Origin of the sequence: Mesorhizobium norvegicum (genome assembly GCF_004919685.1) — a bacterium.
In the GTDB taxonomy this organism is placed as follows: domain Bacteria; phylum Pseudomonadota; class Alphaproteobacteria; order Rhizobiales; family Rhizobiaceae; genus Mesorhizobium; species Mesorhizobium norvegicum.
Genome location: NZ_SMYZ01000030.1, coordinates 1 through 16052 on the forward strand (window position 1 = coordinate 1; position 16052 = coordinate 16052).

Consider the following 16052-nt stretch of genomic DNA (forward strand, 5'->3'; position numbering starts at 1 on the left):
GTTTCCCGTGAAACGGTGAACTGCTCTAAGAGCCACTCTATCTGAAACACGCGGGCTGCTTGGCCCGCGTTTTCGTTTCAGCGATTGCTTTCAGCCAAATTTTTCTTTCAACCACGCCTTCGGCAGCGCCGGCACGAAGTTTCCGTCGCGCCCGGTCATGTCGTCATTGGCGACCAATGCGTTGAGGATCGCTTCCTCCACGGTCTGGATCACCGCATCGAAAAACGGATCGATGTCGGTGTCCGGAATAAAATCGGCGCTGGCGATGCGGCCGGATGACGCCAGCGCCGCGCTCGCATTGGCGGTCGAGAAGGCGATAAAAATGTCGCCTGAACTGTGGTAGGCGAAGCCGCCGGTCATGGCGACGCCAAGCGGCACCCGGCGGGCCAGTCGCTTCATCTGATGCGGCAGGAAGGGTGCGTCCGTGGCGATGACGGCGATGATCGAACCCTTTTCGGCGCGCGGCGTGCCTTCGCGGACCGCCGGTTCGACGAGTTCCGGCCCGGCGCGCAGGCCGCGGACCGTAAAATTGTGCCGCTTGCCGAAATTCGACTGCACGAAGGCACCGGCCGTATAGACGCGGCCTTGCCATTCAACGATGCGCGATGCCGTGCCGGACCCGGCCTTGAAGCCGAAGGTGATCATGCCGGTGCCGCCGCCGACGCTGCCTTCCTCGATCGGCCCGCTGGCAGCACCGTCGAGGGCCTGGGCAACATGCTCTGATGTCAAATGGTGGCCGTTGATGTCATTGAGGAAGCCGTCATAGGTCTCCGCCGCCACCGGCAATCCCCAGCCGCTGTCGAGCGCCGCCGGCAACACGCTTTGCATCCAGCGCAGCGTACCGTCGCGTGAGACACCGCAGGAATGCGTGTTGGTGATGGTGATCGGGAAGTTGAAAGCGCCGGTTTCCTCGACGATGTGCGAGCCGGTCAGTTCGCCATTGCCGTTCTGGCTGAAGATGCCGGCGAAGACCGGCGTGGCAAGATCGGCGCGCCGCCTGGGCAGGATAGCGGTCACGCCGGTGCGCACCGGACCCTGGCCGACGACGAGCGCGCCATCGCCTGAAATCAGCGTCGCATAGCCGACCGCAACGCCGGGCACATCGGTGATCGCGTTGAACGGCCCGGGCGTCCCGTCGAAGCCGATGCCAAAACTTCGCGCGCGCGGCTTGCCGGCAGGCGTTGCCAGATGGTTGGGATTGTCGGTCATGGTCTTAGAACAGGGATCCCTGGTTGCCTGGCTCTTTGGTCTTGGCTGCCGGCTTTGCCACGACTTTCGGCTTTGCGGTGCCGTTGGTTGCAATCGCATCGGCGGTGCCGTCGGCGAATTCCAGCGAAAGCGCCATCCCTGACGCCACATCGGCCGCCTGCTTGATCACCACCCCGTCGGCGTCCTTCACTAGGGCAAAGCCGCGCGCCAGCACCGCCTTGTGCGACAGCGTGGCAAGCAGCCGGTCGGCCTGGTTCAATTGTCCGCGCAGGCGCTCGAGCCGCACGGAGATCACCCGGTCCTGCCGCCGCGCCAGCGCCGCCAGCGTGTCCCCCAGCAGTTTCTGGCGCCGTACGATCGGTGCTGGCGACAGCCGCGTCGCGGTGCGCGAAAATCGCGCGCGGCGTTCGCGCACGATGGCAAAAAACGCTGCCTGCGCGCGGGCGAGGTCGCGGCCGGTCAGCGTGCGGGCTTCATTGATGCGCCGCGACAGGGTAGCCGGCGTCAGCCTTTGGCCTTGCAGCCGCGCCCGCTTGCGATCAACACTGACGGACAGGGCCCGGCCGAGCCTAGATGTCGCCTCATCGAGGCGTCGGCGCGGCAGCGCCAGCAATTGATCGGGCGAGGGCAGCGCGCGGGCGGCGGCGCGAGCGGCCTGCCGCTTGCGTTCGAAATTGCGCAACACCGCCGCCTTGAGCCGCGCACCGAGGCTGGCAAGCGTCGCTTCGAGGTCGGCCTTCACCGGCACGGCAATCTCGGCCGCACCCGTCGGTGTCGGCGCCCGCACATCCGCGACGAGGTCGATCAGCGTCCAGTCCGTCTCGTGGCCGACAGCCGAGATCACGGGAATGCCGGAGGCGGCGACGGCGCGGGCCAGCGCCTCGTCGTTGAAGCCCCAAAGATCTTCGAGGCTGCCGCCGCCGCGCGCCACGATCAGCAGATCGGGGCGCTGGATGGCGCCATCCCATGCCAGCGCGTTGAAGCCGTTGACCGCGGCGGCCACTTCCGCGCCTGACGTCTCGCCCTGCACACGCACTGGCCAGACCAGGATATGCAATGGGAACCGGTCCTTGATGCGGTGGATGATGTCGCGGATGACGGACCCTGTCGGCGAGGTGACGACGCCGATGACGCGCGGCATGAACGGCAGCAACTGCTTGCGGCCGGTGTCGAACAGGCCCTCGGCCTGCAGCCGCCGCTTGCGCTCTTCCAGCAGCGCCATCAGCGCTCCGGCGCCGGCCGGCTCCAGATTGTCGATGACGATCTGGTAGTTGGACTTGCCGGGATAGGTGGTGAGCTTGCCGGTGGCGATCACTTCCATCCCCTCTTCGGGGCGGAACTTCAGCCGGCTCATCGTGCCTTTCCACACCACGGCGTCGAGCCGCGCGCGGTCGTCCTTCAGCGCGAAATAGGCATGACCGGAGGAATGCGGCCCGCGATAGCCTGATATTTCGCCGCGCACCCGCACATTGCCGAAGACATCCTCGACCGTGCGCTTCAGCGCGCCGGAAATCTCGCTCACCGTGTATTCGGCGGCGTTGGTGCGTGATTCGGATGCTGCGTCGCTCATCGGCCGATTGGGGGACGGTTGGGCGCCCGCGTCAAGGTGGCCATGTCAGGCCAGGCGTTCATAACCCGCATGCCTGACCCTGCCTACCAGCCGGGCAGGATCTGGTTCGGCTTGGTTCGCCGCAGCTTGGTGAAGGCGAGCGCGGCGAAGTCGAATGTCCCGGTGTCCTCGCTGAGCGGCACGGAAATATTGTCCAGGCTTTCCGAAATATGGCGCGCAAGCGCATCGACGATCTCGGGTCGTGACGTCTGGCCGCGCATGATGCCGATGCGGCAGTCGGGCAGGGCGCCGAAGCCGTCGGCTTCACCCAGCACCCGCATGCCGGGCCTGAGCGCGCATTCCGGCAGCACCGAGATCGCCAGGCCCGAAAGCACCGCGGCGGTGATGACGGTGGCCGAGAAACTGGTGAACAGAATGCGATAGTCGCGGTTCTGCTGGTCGAGCACATCGACCGCGGCGCGCCGCCAGATGCAGTTCGGCCGGCCGAAGGCCATCGGCAGTGTTACCTGCTCATGCGTCGCATGGTTGGCCGAGGTGACCCACAACAGCGGTTCGCGCCGCACGACCTCCGACTGGCCGCGTACGTCGTTGTGCGTCACCAGCGCCAGGTCGAGATTGCCGCGCTTGATATGTTCGACCAGCCCCGGCGTCGGCTCGCAGATGACGGTCAGTTCGACGCGCGGATTGGAGCGCGTGAAGCGCGCCATGATCTCCGGCAGGAAACGGTCGGCATAGTCGTCGGGCGTGCCGATGCGGATCGTACCTTCGAGCCGTCGGTCGTCGAAAGCGGCCAGCGTTTCGCGGTTGAGGTAAAGCAGCCGCCGCGCGTAGGAGAGCAGCTTGTCACCTTCCTCGGTCAGCCTGTTGGTGCGCCCGTCCTTTTCGAACAGAGGCTTGCCGAGCCGCTCCTCCAGCCGGCGCATCTGCATCGACACCGCCGACTGGGTCCGATGCACCTCCTCGGCTGCTCTTGTGAAGCTGCCGGTGTCGGCAATCGAGATGAAGGTCTGCAACTGATCGAGATCGAGCGGCGATTTCATCGATATGATCCATCACTGGTGTTGATGCTAAAGATTAGAAACATTCGTTGGATTAATCAATCGCATCATGGCAAATTCGCATTGTCCACATGAAAGCATGTGAATTGGGACCGAAAACGGCCGCTGTCGCCAGCGCCGATTGCTTGGTTTCGTCCGTTCGAGTCTGAAGGAGACCGACAATGACCACGTTTGATTTCGCCACCGAGACCTCGCGCATCACCTCGCGTCCGGCCGTTGCGACGCGCGTGGCAAATACCGTCTCCAACATCTACCGCGCCTGGAAAAACCGCCGCGCCTTCTACCGCCTTGGCGAGATGTCGGACGCCGAACTCGCCGATATCGGCCTGACGCGCGCCGACCTGCATGTCGCCATCGACGTGCCGTTTGGCCGCGACCCGACGGCTATGTTGCGCGAAATCGCCAGCGATCGCGTCGAGACGATCGAGGACATCGCCCGCAAGGTGGCCTGATCTGTTGCTTGTTGTTTAGGTTGCCGTGAACCTTTTCGGGGTTCGACGCGACTGAAAAGTATGCAGGCCCCCACTCCCTGCCGGATCCCCGCCGGCCCGCCTGCACTCTGCCCGGTCCTCCCAGGACCGGGCTTTTCTTTTTCTACCCTACCGAAGACCGGCTGCTCGTTGCGACCTACCGCCGGTCCATGTCCCGCTTGAATTGGTCGAAGATCGTCTCCACGCCCTTCTGGTAGTCGTCACGTTGCTGCGCGCCGGTCTCGAACATCTTGCCGAACAGGTCGTCGAACGGATTCCTTGGCCGGCCGCTCGGATTGGCCTGTGGCTGCGGTGCCTGACGCTGCTGTGGGGGCGCTTGAGGCTGCTGCGGTGCCGGCTGGCCGCCCGGGATGCCGAAGCCGCCACCGCCGCCTTGCCGCAGCATCTCCTCGAAGATCTTTCCCAACGGATTGTCGCCATAGGGGCTTTGCGTCTGCTGCGGCTGCGCCCGGCCTTGCGGCTGGGGCTGAGGCGTGCCGCCGCCGAACATGTCCTGCAGCACCTTGCCGAGCGGATTGTCGCCATAGGGATTGGGTGCTGGCTGCGGCTGGCTTTGCGGCTGTGGCGTCCCGCCGAACATGTCCTGCAAAACCTTGCCGAGCGGGTTGTCCATCGGGTTCTGGGGCTGCGGCGCCTGGCGTTGCTGCGGCGCCGGGGCTTGCATGCCGCCGCCTTGCCGCATCATCTGCTCGATGATCTCGCCGAGCGGATTGTTGCCGCCGCCGCCAAAGCCGCCGGCGGCCTGCATCTGATTTGTCGTCTGCTTGAACAGCCCGCCCATGACCATCGAGGCGATCGCCGGCAGCATCTGCTGCAGGATCTGCTGGTTGACGCCGCTCGCTTGCGCCGCCTGGCTGGCCACGGCGCGCGACAGATCCTTCGAGCCGAACAAATGTCCGAGAATGCCGTTGCCCTCATCGACGCCTTGCGGCGAGAAGGCCCGGGTTGCGTCCTCGAAATACTTGGCGTGCTGGCCGCTGGCCATCGCCGTCATGAAGGCGCCGAGCCCATAGGGGTCGGCGGTGTTGCGTTGCAGCCCCTGCGAAAAGGCCGGCAGCAATGCGGCAACCGCCGCTTGCGTCTGCTGCATCGAAAGCCCGTATTGTTGGGCAAGGGCCTGCATGCCGTTGCCGTTCTGGGCCTGCGTCAGCATGTCGAACAAGGTAGGCATCGGCGTCTCCTCCGGAAATCCTCGCCGAAGGAGCCTAGTTCGTTTCCACTTCCGATTGAAGCGACTTTTGCCGATCAATCGGCTGCGTCAAATCCGAGGGTTAATAGGCGTATTCCATGAACACCGGCTCGATCGAGCCACCCCAGCGCGTGTGATAGGCCGACAGCATCTCCTCGGCGCTGGTTGTTCCGCGGGCCACGACTTCGTCGAGCGTGTTGAGGAAGGAGGTCTCGTCGTAGCCGTCGCGGTTCTTGCGGCCACGGTTCTTCAGGCCCATGCGCGAAATGACCATCACGTCACGTGCGATTTCGCGCAGAGTGGTGTTGCGGAAGGGCGCCGAAATGCCTTGTTCCGGCACGGCATTGCGCATCGCCAGCGTTTCTTCATACGTCCAGCTCGAGGTCAGCGCCTCCGCCGCATCGAGCGCCGCCTCATCATAGAGCAGCCCGACCCAGAAGGCCGGCAGCGCGCAGATGCGCCGCCATGGCCCGCCGTCGGCGCCGCGCATCTCGAGGAAACGCTTCAGCCGCACATCCGGGAACAGCGTCGACAGATGGTTCGCCCAGTCGCCCATTGTCGGCAGCCCGTCCGGCACTTCATTGCGCGCGGCCCCGGCCATGAACTGGCGGAAGGTGATGTGCGTCATGTCGTGATAGTGGCCGTCGCGGATGACGAAATACATCGGCACGTCGAGCGCCCATTCGACATAGTCGGCGAAGCCGAAATTGGGCGAGAAGCAGAATTCGAGCAGGCCCGAGCGCTGGTTGTCGGTGTCGCGCCAGATGTCGGCGCGCCAGCTCTGAAATCCATTCGGCCGGCTCTCGGTGAAAGGCGAGTTGGCGAACAATGCCGTCGACAGCGGCTGCAGCTTCAGCGACACCTGCATCTTGCGGCGCATGTCGGCTTCGCTCTCGAAGTCGAGATTCACCTGGATCGTGCAGGTGCGGTACATCATGTCGAGGCCCTTGGTGCCGACCTTGGGCATGTAGCGCGTCATGATTTCGTATCGCGACTTCGGCATTTTCGGCGTCTCGGCCAGCGACCATTTCGGGCTGCCGCCGAGGCCAAGGAAGCGGATGCCCATCGGTTCGGCGATCTCGCGCACTTGCGCCAGATGGGCATTGCCCTCGCGGCAGGTCTGGTGGATCGTCTCCAGCGGTGCGCCGGAAAGCTCGAACTGGCCGCCGGGTTCCAGCGAAATCGCGCCCTGGCCGGTCGGTTCGACCAGGCCGATGATGCGGCCGTCGTCGACGATGGGATCCCAGCCGAGCTTTGACTGCATGCCTTCGAGGATGGCGCGGATGCCGCGCTCGCCGCCATAGGGGACCGGTGCATTGCCGTCGACGTAGAAGGGGAATTTCTCGTGCTCGGTGCCGATGCGCCACTTGTCGCGCGGTTTGTTGCCTTCGGCCAGGTGCTCGACGAGTTCGTCGAAGTCTTCGATCGGCCGGAAATCGGTGGTATCGCGCGCCATGACAAACCCCTCAGAGACGATCAGACGACCGCCGACGGTAAATGGACGAAATGTCAGCAGCCGATCAAGCGAAAAATCCTGAGCCACAGGTCAACAGGAATTGAACGTTACGCCCCTGTCGGTCCCTTGCAAGAGATGAAGTCTCACCAGTCTCCGACAGCTGCTTGCATCACCGCAAGGGCGGCCACCGCCGCCGTGTCGGCGCGCAGGATACGCGGGCCGAGTGGAATGGCGGTGACGAAGGGCAGGGCGCGCAGCAGCTTGCGCTCGTCGTCGGAAAAGCCGCCTTCCGGCCCGACCAGCAGCCCAAGCTTCTTTTCCTTGACCGCCTGCAACGCGGGCAGCGGATTGTTGGTCGAGGCGTCCTCGTCGCAGAAGATCAGCCGCCGCTCCTTATCCCAGCCGGTCAGCAGGCGGTCGAATTTTTCCGCTTCGCGCACCTCCGGCACCGCCAGGATGCCGCATTGTTCGGCGGCTTCGACGACATTGGCGCGCAGGCGATCGATCGAAGGCTTGGCCACCTGCGTGTGCTGGGTGATGACAGGCTGCAGGACGCCGGCACCCATCTCGACCGCCTTCTGCACGAGATAGTCGAGCCGGCCCTGCTTCAGCGGCGCAAAGCAGTAGACGAGATCGGGCAGCGGCGGCTGTGGCCGCTGCAGCACCGACACCTTCAGCCGCACCGCCCTTTTTGTCTTCGCTGATATGGCCGCCGACCACTCGCCGTCGCGGCCATTGAACACCAGGATTTCGGCGCCTTCGGCAAGTCGCAGCACATGCAGGAGATAGTGGCTCTGCTGCTGGCCGGCGTCGAATTCGATGTCTGGCCGTAGATCGTCGGGCACGAACAGACGTTGCATCTTGTAATTGGCGCGCATCGCCGAGGAATGAGCGAGCCGGCCGTCGGCGTCAAGCCTCGGCGGTCGGATGCCACACCGGCCGAAAGCCATGCCGTAGCACGCAGAGCGTCGTGGCCGGCGTCAGCAGCGACAGCGTCTTGCCTTTGAGCATGCCAAAATCGTTGGGTTGCCCATATCCCGCAAAGGACCAGCGCAGTGTCTTGCCGCTACGCAGGGCATAAACGTTGCCACGATCCGCAACCATGGCGCCGTCGGGCAGGCCGGCAAGGTCTTCAACAGCAACCACTGGCGGCCTGCCACCGGAGGCCAACCGCTCCCTGTGCAGCCGCTTGTCGACCATCGGCGCGCGGGGCTCGGCAAGGCCGAAGGCTTCGCCGAAGCGGCCGACGAAAACCTTGGCCCGTTCACGCTGGCAAAAGAAGCAGGGGCGATGCCCAGCCGCCAGTGCCGTCACCTCGTCGAGGAAGAACAGCTCGGTCCAGCCCGCTTTACCGCCCTTCCGATTGCGGCCCATCGGTTCGCGCCGCACATCGCGGAATTGGCAGACGCAGATGATCCAGGCCTGAAGCGCCCAGCGCTTTTTCAACAGCGTCTTCGTCTCGGGATCGTGGAGGATGCCGCGATTGCCGGTGAACAGTCCGCGCTCGGGTACGGCGTGGATGGCGCCGAACGGATCGACCCGGTTTTGCAGTGGCATAGTTTTCTCTCCGAACGCGCATCTTGGCTGCAATGCGGACGACATGGTATCGCTCGTCGCATCATTTTCATGTCAGCAGGGTTTTTCATGCGGGTGCTGGTGGTCCAGAACTACGACAATACCGGCCTTGGCCAGGTCGGCGCAGCACTTGCGGAGGCGGGCGCAGATCTCGATCTGCGTCTCCCTTACAAAGGCGATCCCCTGCCGGATGACGCGGCCGGGCATGATGCCATGGTGGTGCTCGGCGGTGGCCAGAATGCGCTGGCCGACGAAGAGTACCCCTATTTCCCGGCACTGCTCGAACTGACCCGCGATTTCGCCGACAAGGACCGCGCCGTGCTCGGCATCTGCCTCGGCAGCCAGCTCGTTGCCCGCGCCTTCGGCGGCGAGAACCGCATCGGTGGCGCCAACGAATTCGGCTGGCACGGCGTGTCGCTGACGCCGGACGCCAAGGCCGATCCGGTGCTGGGTGCGCTGCCGGAAAAATTCCCGATCTTCCAATGGCACGACGACACCTTCGTTTTGCCTGAAAACGCCGTGCGGCTCGCCGGCAACGATGTCGCCGAGAACCAGGCGTTCCGCGTCGGCCGCGCCGTCTACGGTTTCCAGTTCCATTTCGAGGCCGACCGGCCGATGGTCAAGGACTGGAGCACGTCCTTTGCCCCGACCATTGCCGCGCGCCATCCCGACTGGGCCGGCAAGCTCGATGGCGAAATGGCCCGCAACGGGCCCGACGCGGATGCCGCAGGCCTGGCCATCGCCCGCGCCTGGGTAGCGACAATCTGAGAGCGTCCCACTCGGTGCCCTGCCGCGTGACATAATTGGCACGCGGTGGTGAATCCGCCTGGGGAAAACGCCTTTCATCCTTGGCTTGTGTCCGCCCGCCAGCCTAGAAGGCGCGCGCTCTGCATCTTCTGTGCAACCGCGATGAACCTTTTGTGTGACCCGCGCGACACACCGTTGATACAGAACATGCCTAGAAGCGCGAAATCGTCGAAACTTTGAAGCGAATTCTCCGTTTCAACGCATTGGTAACCGCCTCGTGCACAGATGCAGAAAGCTCAACAAGAGATGACGTCCGTGAAAGCAGCGCTTCTGTCCTTTGCCATGGTATCCGCCATCGTGCTGTGCGGCCTCGGCATTTATGCCGCCGACGCAGCCAACAACCACAACGCCGTCGACGGCTACGGCGTCACCGCCTCGCTTCGCTAAAGCCGGGGCTGCGCCACGAGCCGAGCGTCTCGTCCCTGGACGCGCCGCGCTCAAGCTTCCTTTATCGTCCCAGGTTCCTTGATCGTCCCGGGTTCCTTGATCGTCATTGTCAGGATGCGTTTGTCCGGCCCGTCGACGACGAGCGCGGTCAACATGCCTGATTGCCAGGCGAGCGTGTCGACATTGACGCGGTTGGCCATCACCTCCGCCTCCGGCACCGGCGTGTGGCCGTGCACCACGATCTTCGGATAGAGACCAGGGTGGTTGTGGAAGACGTCGCGGATCCAGATCAGATCCTGCGGGTTTTGCCTTTCCAGCGCGATGCCGGGCCTGATGCCGGCATGGCAGAAGAAAAAATCGCCCAGTGTCACCGAAAACGGCAGCGACCGCAGGAAGTCGATGTGGCTTTGCGGCACGGCCTCGACCAGGGCCTGATGTCCTTTGCGCACGGCGGACTCGGCCTTGCCGAACCACACGCTGGTGCCTTCACTGATCGCCACGCCGTAGGACTGCGCTGTCTGGATGCCGCCAAACCGGATGAAAAGCCCGTCCGGGTCGGGGGTCTTGAGAAAATCGAGAAGGCCGATGTCGTGGTTGCCGGCCAGCATCAAATTTCGCGGGTCGCGCTCTCGCGCTTCGATCAGGAAATCGATGACGCCCTTTGAGTCCGGCCCGCGGTCGACATAGTCGCCAAGGTGGATGACGCGCCAGTCGGCAGGCGCCTCCCGCTCGATCTCGGCCTTGATGCGCTGATGCATGGCGGCCAGCAGGTCGAGCCGGCCGTGGACGTCGCCAATGGCGTAAAGACGCACACCTTCCGGCCCATGCGCGTCGAGAAAATGGATGCCGGGTTCTGCCAATTTTTCGGTGTCTCCGTGGTCAGGCGGTCACGGGACTTAGCGCCGGAGCTGGTCCTTGCCCATGTCGGTGACCAGACGCTTTCCGCACAGCGCCAGCGTGATGTCCATCTCCTTGCGGATGATTTCCAATGCCTTGGTAACCCCTTCCTTGCCGAGCGCACCCAGCCCGTAAAGAAATGGCCGACCGATATAGGTGCCCTTGGCGCCGAGGCAGAGTGCTTTCAGCACATCCTGGCCGGAGCGGATGCCGCCATCCATGTGCACTTCGATCGTGTCGCCGACCGCATCGGCAATCTCTTCCAGCACACCGATCGACGACGACGCACCATCGAGCTGGCGCCCGCCATGGTTGGAAACGATGATCGCATCGGCGCCGGTCTTGGCCGCCATCAGCGCGTCTTCCTTGTCGAGAATACCCTTGAGGATCAGCTTGCCGCCCCAGCGCTCCTTGATCCAGGCGACGTCCTTCCACGACAGATGCGGATCGAACTGCTCCGTCGTCCACGATGCCAGTGAGGACATGTTGCCGACGCCCTTGGCGTGACCGACAATGTTGCGGAAGGTCCGCCGCTTTGTGCCGGCCATGGCGGCGCACCAGCGCGGGCGGATGGCCATGTCGACGATGTTCGTCAGCGTCAGCTTGGGTGGCGCCGAAAGCCCGTTGCGGATGTCCTTGTGGCGCTGGCCGAGAATCTGCAGGTCGAGCGTCAGCACCAGCGCCGAGCATTTCGCCGCCTTTGCCCTGTCGATCAGATTGAGCACGAAATCCTTGTCGCGCAACACATAGAGCTGGAACCAGAACGGCTTGCTTGTCACCGAGGCGACATCCTCGATCGAGCAGATGCTCATCGTCGACAAGGTGAACGGCACGCCGAACTCTTCCGCTGCCTGCGCCGCCAGCATCTCGCCATTTGCGTGCTGCATGCCGGTCATGCCGGTTGGTGCCAATGCCACCGGCATTGATACCTTCTCGCCGATCATCGTCGAAGCCAGCGAACGGTTGTCCATGTCGACCAGCACGCGCTGGCGGAACTTGATCTTCTGGAAGTCCTCTTCGTTGGCGCGATACGTGCCTTCGGTCCACGAACCGGAATCGGCATAGTCGAAGAACATCTTCGGCACGCGCCGGCGCGCGAGGTCCTTGAGGTCGGCGATGGTCAGGATTTGGCTCATGGGCTTCCCGTTTCGATAGCTAGGAGCGTTTGCGTGCAGGTTCGGTATCGGTGGCGTCGACGCGCTGCTTCAGCCTTAACCGCGAGACTCGCTGCCAGTCGCCGCTGCGCTCGGCCTCCGCCATCGACCGTTCGACATAGGTGATGTGGTCCATCGCCGCTTGCCGGGCAGCAGTCGGGTCGCCGGCCTTCACCGCTGCATGGATCGCCCGGTGCTGAGCAAGCAGCGCCTCGCGCGCGCCGGGCACGGTGAACACCAGCAGCCGGTTCTGGAACACGCCTTCCGACAACAGCCGATAGCAGGAGCGCAGCGTGTGCAAAAGGATGATGTTGTGCGCGCATTCGCAGATCGCGTGGTGGAACTCGACGTCGATTTCAGCCTCGTCGTCGAAGTCGCCGGTCCGGTGCGCATCGTCCATGCGTGCCATGATCTTGTCGAGCAGCGCCATGTCGTCTGGTGTGGCGCGCCGCGCCGCGTATTCAGCCGCCACCCCTTCGATCTCGCGACGGTATTCCAGATAGTCGGTCACAGCCTTGCGGTGCATCGAGATCAAGTCCGTCACCGGCTTGGTGAACAGCTGGCCGATGACGTCGGCGACATGCGTGCCGCCGCCGGGCCTTGTCGTCAGAAGGCCGCGCCCTTCCAGCGCCTTCAGGGCGTCGCGCAGGATCGGCCGCGACACGTCGAACTGGCGCGCAAGCTCACGCTCGCCCGGCAACCGGTCGCCGGTACGCAGCACGCCTTCGAGGATGAGGCTCTCGATCTGCTGCACCACCTCGTCGGCGGTGCGCGAATGCTCGATCCTGGAAAAAATGTCGCTCAACTCAATGCCTGGAAGGTGAACCGGTGTCGGGCAGGATAAAGCCTCCGTCGCCAACTGGTCAAATTATTTATCCAATTGGCCGAAGCGTGTCGATTTTGCCGCCCGACGCCATATCATCTTCGGCTAAACTTTGCTGTTTGCGTCATCCGGCCATTGGCTCTAGAGGGACGCGAGTGCAAGAGGGTTCAAGGAAACCCGGGGGACAAGCCGTGTCCGACGACCCATCCAATCTCGAGTTCCAGCCGCGCGCCAAGGGCAGCGTCATGGGGTTTCCCGCGCATGAGGGCCGGCCCGGCGCGCTCGGCGAGGTCCATGCCCGGCCGCATCCGCTGATCGAAAAGCCGCGCGTCCTGGTGCAACTGGCCTTCATGACAGAGGGTGGCTCCGGCGTCGACATGGCCGTGCTTTCCGAACTGTCGCGACGCCTCGGCATCGCCGCACCCGACCGCCAGGCCCGCCACCACGCCATGAAATGGGGCAAGGGCTCGCTGCGCTGGGAGCGGCATACCGAATTCTCGACCTATCTGTGGGAAGGGCCGCTCTCCGAAAGCGGCCGAGCGCAGGAAGATTCGCCCTTCGGCAACGGGTTTTCGCCTCCAGGCACCGTGATTTCCGGCATCAGGCTCGAAATCCGCAAATGGACGCAGGTCAGTGAAAGACTGATCGCCGGCTTTGATCCGACCAGCCTGTGCTACTCGCTGGTCGAGCGCGGCAACGCCGCCATCGTCACTGACTTCCGTCAGGATGGCGACGGCATGACGCGCATGCTGGTGCTCGATCGCGGCCTGACCCCGGCCCGTACCGGTGCGCTGTCGCAGCGGCTGATCGACATCGAAACCTATCGCACGCTCGCCATGCTCGGCCTGCCGCTGGCGCTGACCTTGTCCGGCCGCGCCCGCCGCATCGAGGACCGGCTGGCGCAGACCACGCTGGAGATGAAGGTCACTGAGACCCGCGACAGCCAGACCTTGCTTGCCGACTTGACCGAACTTGCCGCGGAGCTGGAAGCGGACGCTGCATCCAGCCTCTACCGTTTCGGCGCCAGTCGCGCCTATGACGGCATCGTCGGCGAGCGGCTGGAAGCGCTCGAGGAAGAAGCCGTGCCCGGTTACGACACTTGGGGCGGGTTCCTGCAGCGCCGCGTAGCACCAGCCATGCGCACCTGCCGCTCGGTCGAGGAGCGCCAGGCCAACCTGTCGCGAAAACTGACCCGCGCCACGACGCTGCTGCGCACCTGGGTCGATGTCGAGGTCGAGAAGCAGAACCGAGATCTGCTCGCCTCGATGAACAACCGCGCCCGCCTGCAACTGCGCCTGCAGCAGACCGTCGAAGGCCTCTCGGTCGCCGCCGTCTCCTATTACGTCGTCGGCCTCATCGGCTATGTCGCCAAGGGCGCCTCGATCTTCGGCCATGCCTTCGCGCCGGAAGTCGTCACCGCCGCTTCGGTGCCACTCGCCATCCTGCTGGTCTGGTGGGGCGTGCGCCGGGTGCGCCGGATGCACTCCGAGCCCGGCAAGCTGGCGGGCGAATAGCGCCTCACCCTCCCCCTTGTGGGGTGAGAAGCGGTCCGCGGAGCGGACGAAAAGCCAATAGCTTGGCTTTTCGAGCTTCGAACGCCCTGAGCCTGCGAAGGGCCGGGCGAGCAAATGCGGCACCGCCCTGCCGGGTCCCCGCTGCTTCGCAGCGTCCCGGCGTTCGTTGGCCTTTCATCGTGCCACTGGCACGATGAATTCGCTCCGCGAACCGGCCACTCACCCCCACAAGGGGGAGGGTAAGACAGCGGCAGATTGCCGCTGCGGAAGCTTGTCCCGTCGTAATGTCGGAGTCTCCGCCAAGGCAGGATTTGCAACCAACGCGCTTCACTGGTAAAAGATTTTGACCAGTCAAGCGAGAAGAGGCTGTTGATGTCCGGCCTGGCCATGCCGAAACCAGACGACGCCACGATGCGCCGGCGCGACGAGATCGTCGCCGACATGCGCATCATCGTGCCGGGCGAGGGCGTCGTCGACGCCGCCAATTCCATGCGAGCCTTCGAGAGCGATGGCCTGACAGCCTATCGGCAGCTGCCGTTGGTTGTCGTTTTGCCGCAAACGGTGGCGCAGGTTTCGCGCGTGTTGAAATACTGCAACGACCGCAACATCCGCGTCGTGCCGCGCGGCTCCGGCACCTCGCTGTCGGGCGGCGCGCTGCCACTCGAGGACGCGGTGCTGCTGGTCATGAGCCGCTTCAACCGCATCCTGGCGATCGATTTTCCCAATCGCGTCGTCGTCGCCCAGCCGGGCGTCACCAATCTCGGCATCACCACCGCCGTCGAGCAGGAGGGTTTCTACTACGCCCCCGATCCATCCTCCCAGATCGCCTGCTCGATCGGCGGCAATGTCGCGGAGAATTCCGGCGGCGTGCACTGCCTGAAATACGGCCTCACCGCCAACAATGTGCTCGGCATCGAGATGGTGCTGATGAACGGTGAGGTGGTGCGGCTCGGCGGCAGCCACCTCGATGCGGAAGGTTATGATCTGCTCGGCGTCATGACCGGTTCCGAAGGCCTGCTCGGCGTCGTCACCGAGGTCACCGTGCGCATCCTGAAGAAGCCGGAGACGGCACGTGCGCTGCTGATCGGCTTTCCGACCAGCGAGCAGGGTGGCCAGTGCGTCGCCGACATCATCGGCGCCGGCATCATTCCGGGCGGCATGGAGATGATGGACCGGCCGGCGATCCACGCGGCCGAGGATTTCGTCCATGCCGGCTATCCCCTCGATGTCGAGGCGCTGCTGATCGTCGAGCTCGACGGACCGGGCGTCGAGGTCGATCATCTGATCGGCCTTGTCGAGGCGATCGCCTACAAGAACGGCTCGACCACGTGCCGCATATCGCAGTCCGAACAGGAGCGGTTGAGCTTTTGGGCCGGCCGCAAGGCGGCATTCCCTGCCGTCGGCCGCATCTCGCCCGATTATTACTGCATGGACGGCACTATCCCGCGCAAGGAGCTGCCGCGTGTGCTGGCTGGCATGCGCGAGCTGTCGGAGAAATACGGCCTCGGCGTCGCCAATGTCTTCCATGCCGGCGATGGCAATCTGCATCCGCTGATTCTCTACGATGCCAATGTGCCGGGCGAACTCGACAAGGCTGAAAGCTTCGGCGCCGACATATTGCGGCTCTGCGTCAAGGTCGGCGGCGTCTTGACCGGCGAGCACGGGGTGGGCGTGGAAAAACGCGACCTGATGCCGGAAATGTTCACCCAGGTCGACCTCGACCAGCAGATGCGCGTCAAATGCGCCTTCGATCCCAACCATCTGCTCAACCCCGGCAAGGTCTTCCCGCAGCTGCGCCGCTGCGCCGAACTCGGCCGCATGCACATTTCCGGCGGCAAACTGCCGTTCCCGGACATTCCGAGGTTTTGATGACGTCAGAAGTCGGCATGTCGGCGTTCCTTCGCGCCCCCCTCTGTCCTGCC

Annotated in this window: 15 protein-coding genes; 5 read left to right on the plus strand and 10 right to left on the minus strand. The window is 64.2% G+C overall.

Annotation, left to right across the window (positions count from 1 at the left end; genetic code table 11):
• Positions 1–90: 90 nt before the first annotated feature.
• The 3 genes from FCU66_RS12095 to FCU66_RS12105 all read right to left on the minus strand — a co-directional run bounded on the left by FCU66_RS12095 (position 91) and on the right by FCU66_RS12105 (position 3819).
• Complete coding sequence (locus FCU66_RS12095) at positions 91–1209, minus strand: DmpA family aminopeptidase (protein WP_136617355.1); 1119 nt, start codon at positions 1207–1209, stop codon at positions 91–93.
• A gap of 4 nt (positions 1210–1213) precedes the next feature.
• Positions 1214–2779 carry an exodeoxyribonuclease VII large subunit gene (xseA, locus tag FCU66_RS12100; protein WP_136617356.1) on the minus strand — a complete coding sequence of 522 codons (1566 nt, stop codon included), beginning with the start codon at positions 2777–2779 and terminating at the stop codon, positions 1214–1216.
• Positions 2780–2862: 83 nt separating this feature from the next.
• Positions 2863–3819: a LysR substrate-binding domain-containing protein gene (locus FCU66_RS12105; protein WP_136617357.1), complete on the minus strand. Its 957-nt coding sequence runs from the start codon at positions 3817–3819 to the stop codon at positions 2863–2865.
• 179 nt (positions 3820–3998) lie between these two features.
• Between FCU66_RS12105 and FCU66_RS12110 the strand changes: the two genes are divergently transcribed.
• A complete protein-coding gene (locus FCU66_RS12110) occupies positions 3999–4289 on the plus strand; it encodes a DUF1127 domain-containing protein (protein ID WP_127254768.1) in 291 nt (96 codons plus the stop codon).
• 175 nt (positions 4290–4464) lie between these two features.
• Here the strand turns inward: FCU66_RS12110 and FCU66_RS12115 are convergent, their stop codons facing one another.
• The 4 genes from FCU66_RS12115 to FCU66_RS12130 form a co-directional block, all read right to left on the minus strand.
• Positions 4465–5499, minus strand: a complete 1035-nt coding sequence (locus tag FCU66_RS12115; RefSeq protein WP_136617358.1) for a DUF937 domain-containing protein — start codon at positions 5497–5499, stop codon at positions 4465–4467.
• A 100-nt stretch (positions 5500–5599) separates the two neighbouring features.
• Positions 5600–6973 carry a glutamate--cysteine ligase gene (locus FCU66_RS12120; RefSeq protein WP_136617359.1) on the minus strand — a complete coding sequence of 458 codons (1374 nt, stop codon included), beginning with the start codon at positions 6971–6973 and terminating at the stop codon, positions 5600–5602.
• 143 nt (positions 6974–7116) lie between these two features.
• Positions 7117–7851 carry a 16S rRNA (uracil(1498)-N(3))-methyltransferase gene (locus FCU66_RS12125; protein ID WP_136617360.1) on the minus strand — a complete coding sequence of 245 codons (735 nt, stop codon included), beginning with the start codon at positions 7849–7851 and terminating at the stop codon, positions 7117–7119.
• A 31-nt stretch (positions 7852–7882) separates the two neighbouring features.
• Entirely contained in the window at positions 7883–8530 is a 648-nt protein-coding gene (locus tag FCU66_RS12130) for a hypothetical protein (protein ID WP_136617361.1), read from the minus strand.
• 87 nt (positions 8531–8617) lie between these two features.
• Here FCU66_RS12130 and FCU66_RS12135 point away from each other — a divergent pair, with 87 nt between their 5' ends.
• A complete protein-coding gene (locus tag FCU66_RS12135) occupies positions 8618–9316 on the plus strand; it encodes a type 1 glutamine amidotransferase (protein WP_136617379.1) in 699 nt (232 codons plus the stop codon).
• A gap of 294 nt (positions 9317–9610) precedes the next feature.
• A complete protein-coding gene (locus FCU66_RS42535) occupies positions 9611–9742 on the plus strand; it encodes a hypothetical protein (RefSeq protein WP_274533732.1) in 132 nt (43 codons plus the stop codon).
• Positions 9743–9792: 50 nt separating this feature from the next.
• On the opposite strand, the gene FCU66_RS12145 is transcribed toward FCU66_RS42535, so the two are convergent.
• From FCU66_RS12145 to FCU66_RS12155, 3 genes are read right to left on the minus strand one after another with little or no spacing between them, the layout of a single operon-like run.
• Positions 9793–10602, minus strand: coding sequence for a metallophosphoesterase (locus FCU66_RS12145; RefSeq protein ID WP_136617362.1), 810 nt, complete (start codon positions 10600–10602; stop codon positions 9793–9795).
• 36 nt (positions 10603–10638) lie between these two features.
• The gene (locus tag FCU66_RS12150) at positions 10639–11775 is read right to left on the minus strand and encodes an alpha-hydroxy acid oxidase (protein WP_136617363.1); all 1137 of its coding nucleotides are present in this window, start codon (positions 11773–11775) and stop codon (positions 10639–10641) included.
• Positions 11776–11794: 19 nt separating this feature from the next.
• Positions 11795–12598, minus strand: coding sequence for an FCD domain-containing protein (locus FCU66_RS12155; protein WP_136617364.1), 804 nt, complete (start codon positions 12596–12598; stop codon positions 11795–11797).
• A gap of 209 nt (positions 12599–12807) precedes the next feature.
• On the opposite strand from FCU66_RS12155, the gene FCU66_RS12160 reads away from it, so the two are divergent.
• Entirely contained in the window at positions 12808–14130 is a 1323-nt protein-coding gene (locus FCU66_RS12160; protein WP_136617365.1) for a DUF3422 family protein, read from the plus strand.
• Positions 14131–14502: 372 nt separating this feature from the next.
• Entirely contained in the window at positions 14503–15999 is a 1497-nt protein-coding gene (locus tag FCU66_RS12165; protein ID WP_136617366.1) for an FAD-linked oxidase C-terminal domain-containing protein, read from the plus strand.
• The last annotated feature ends 53 nt before the right edge of the window (positions 16000–16052 follow it).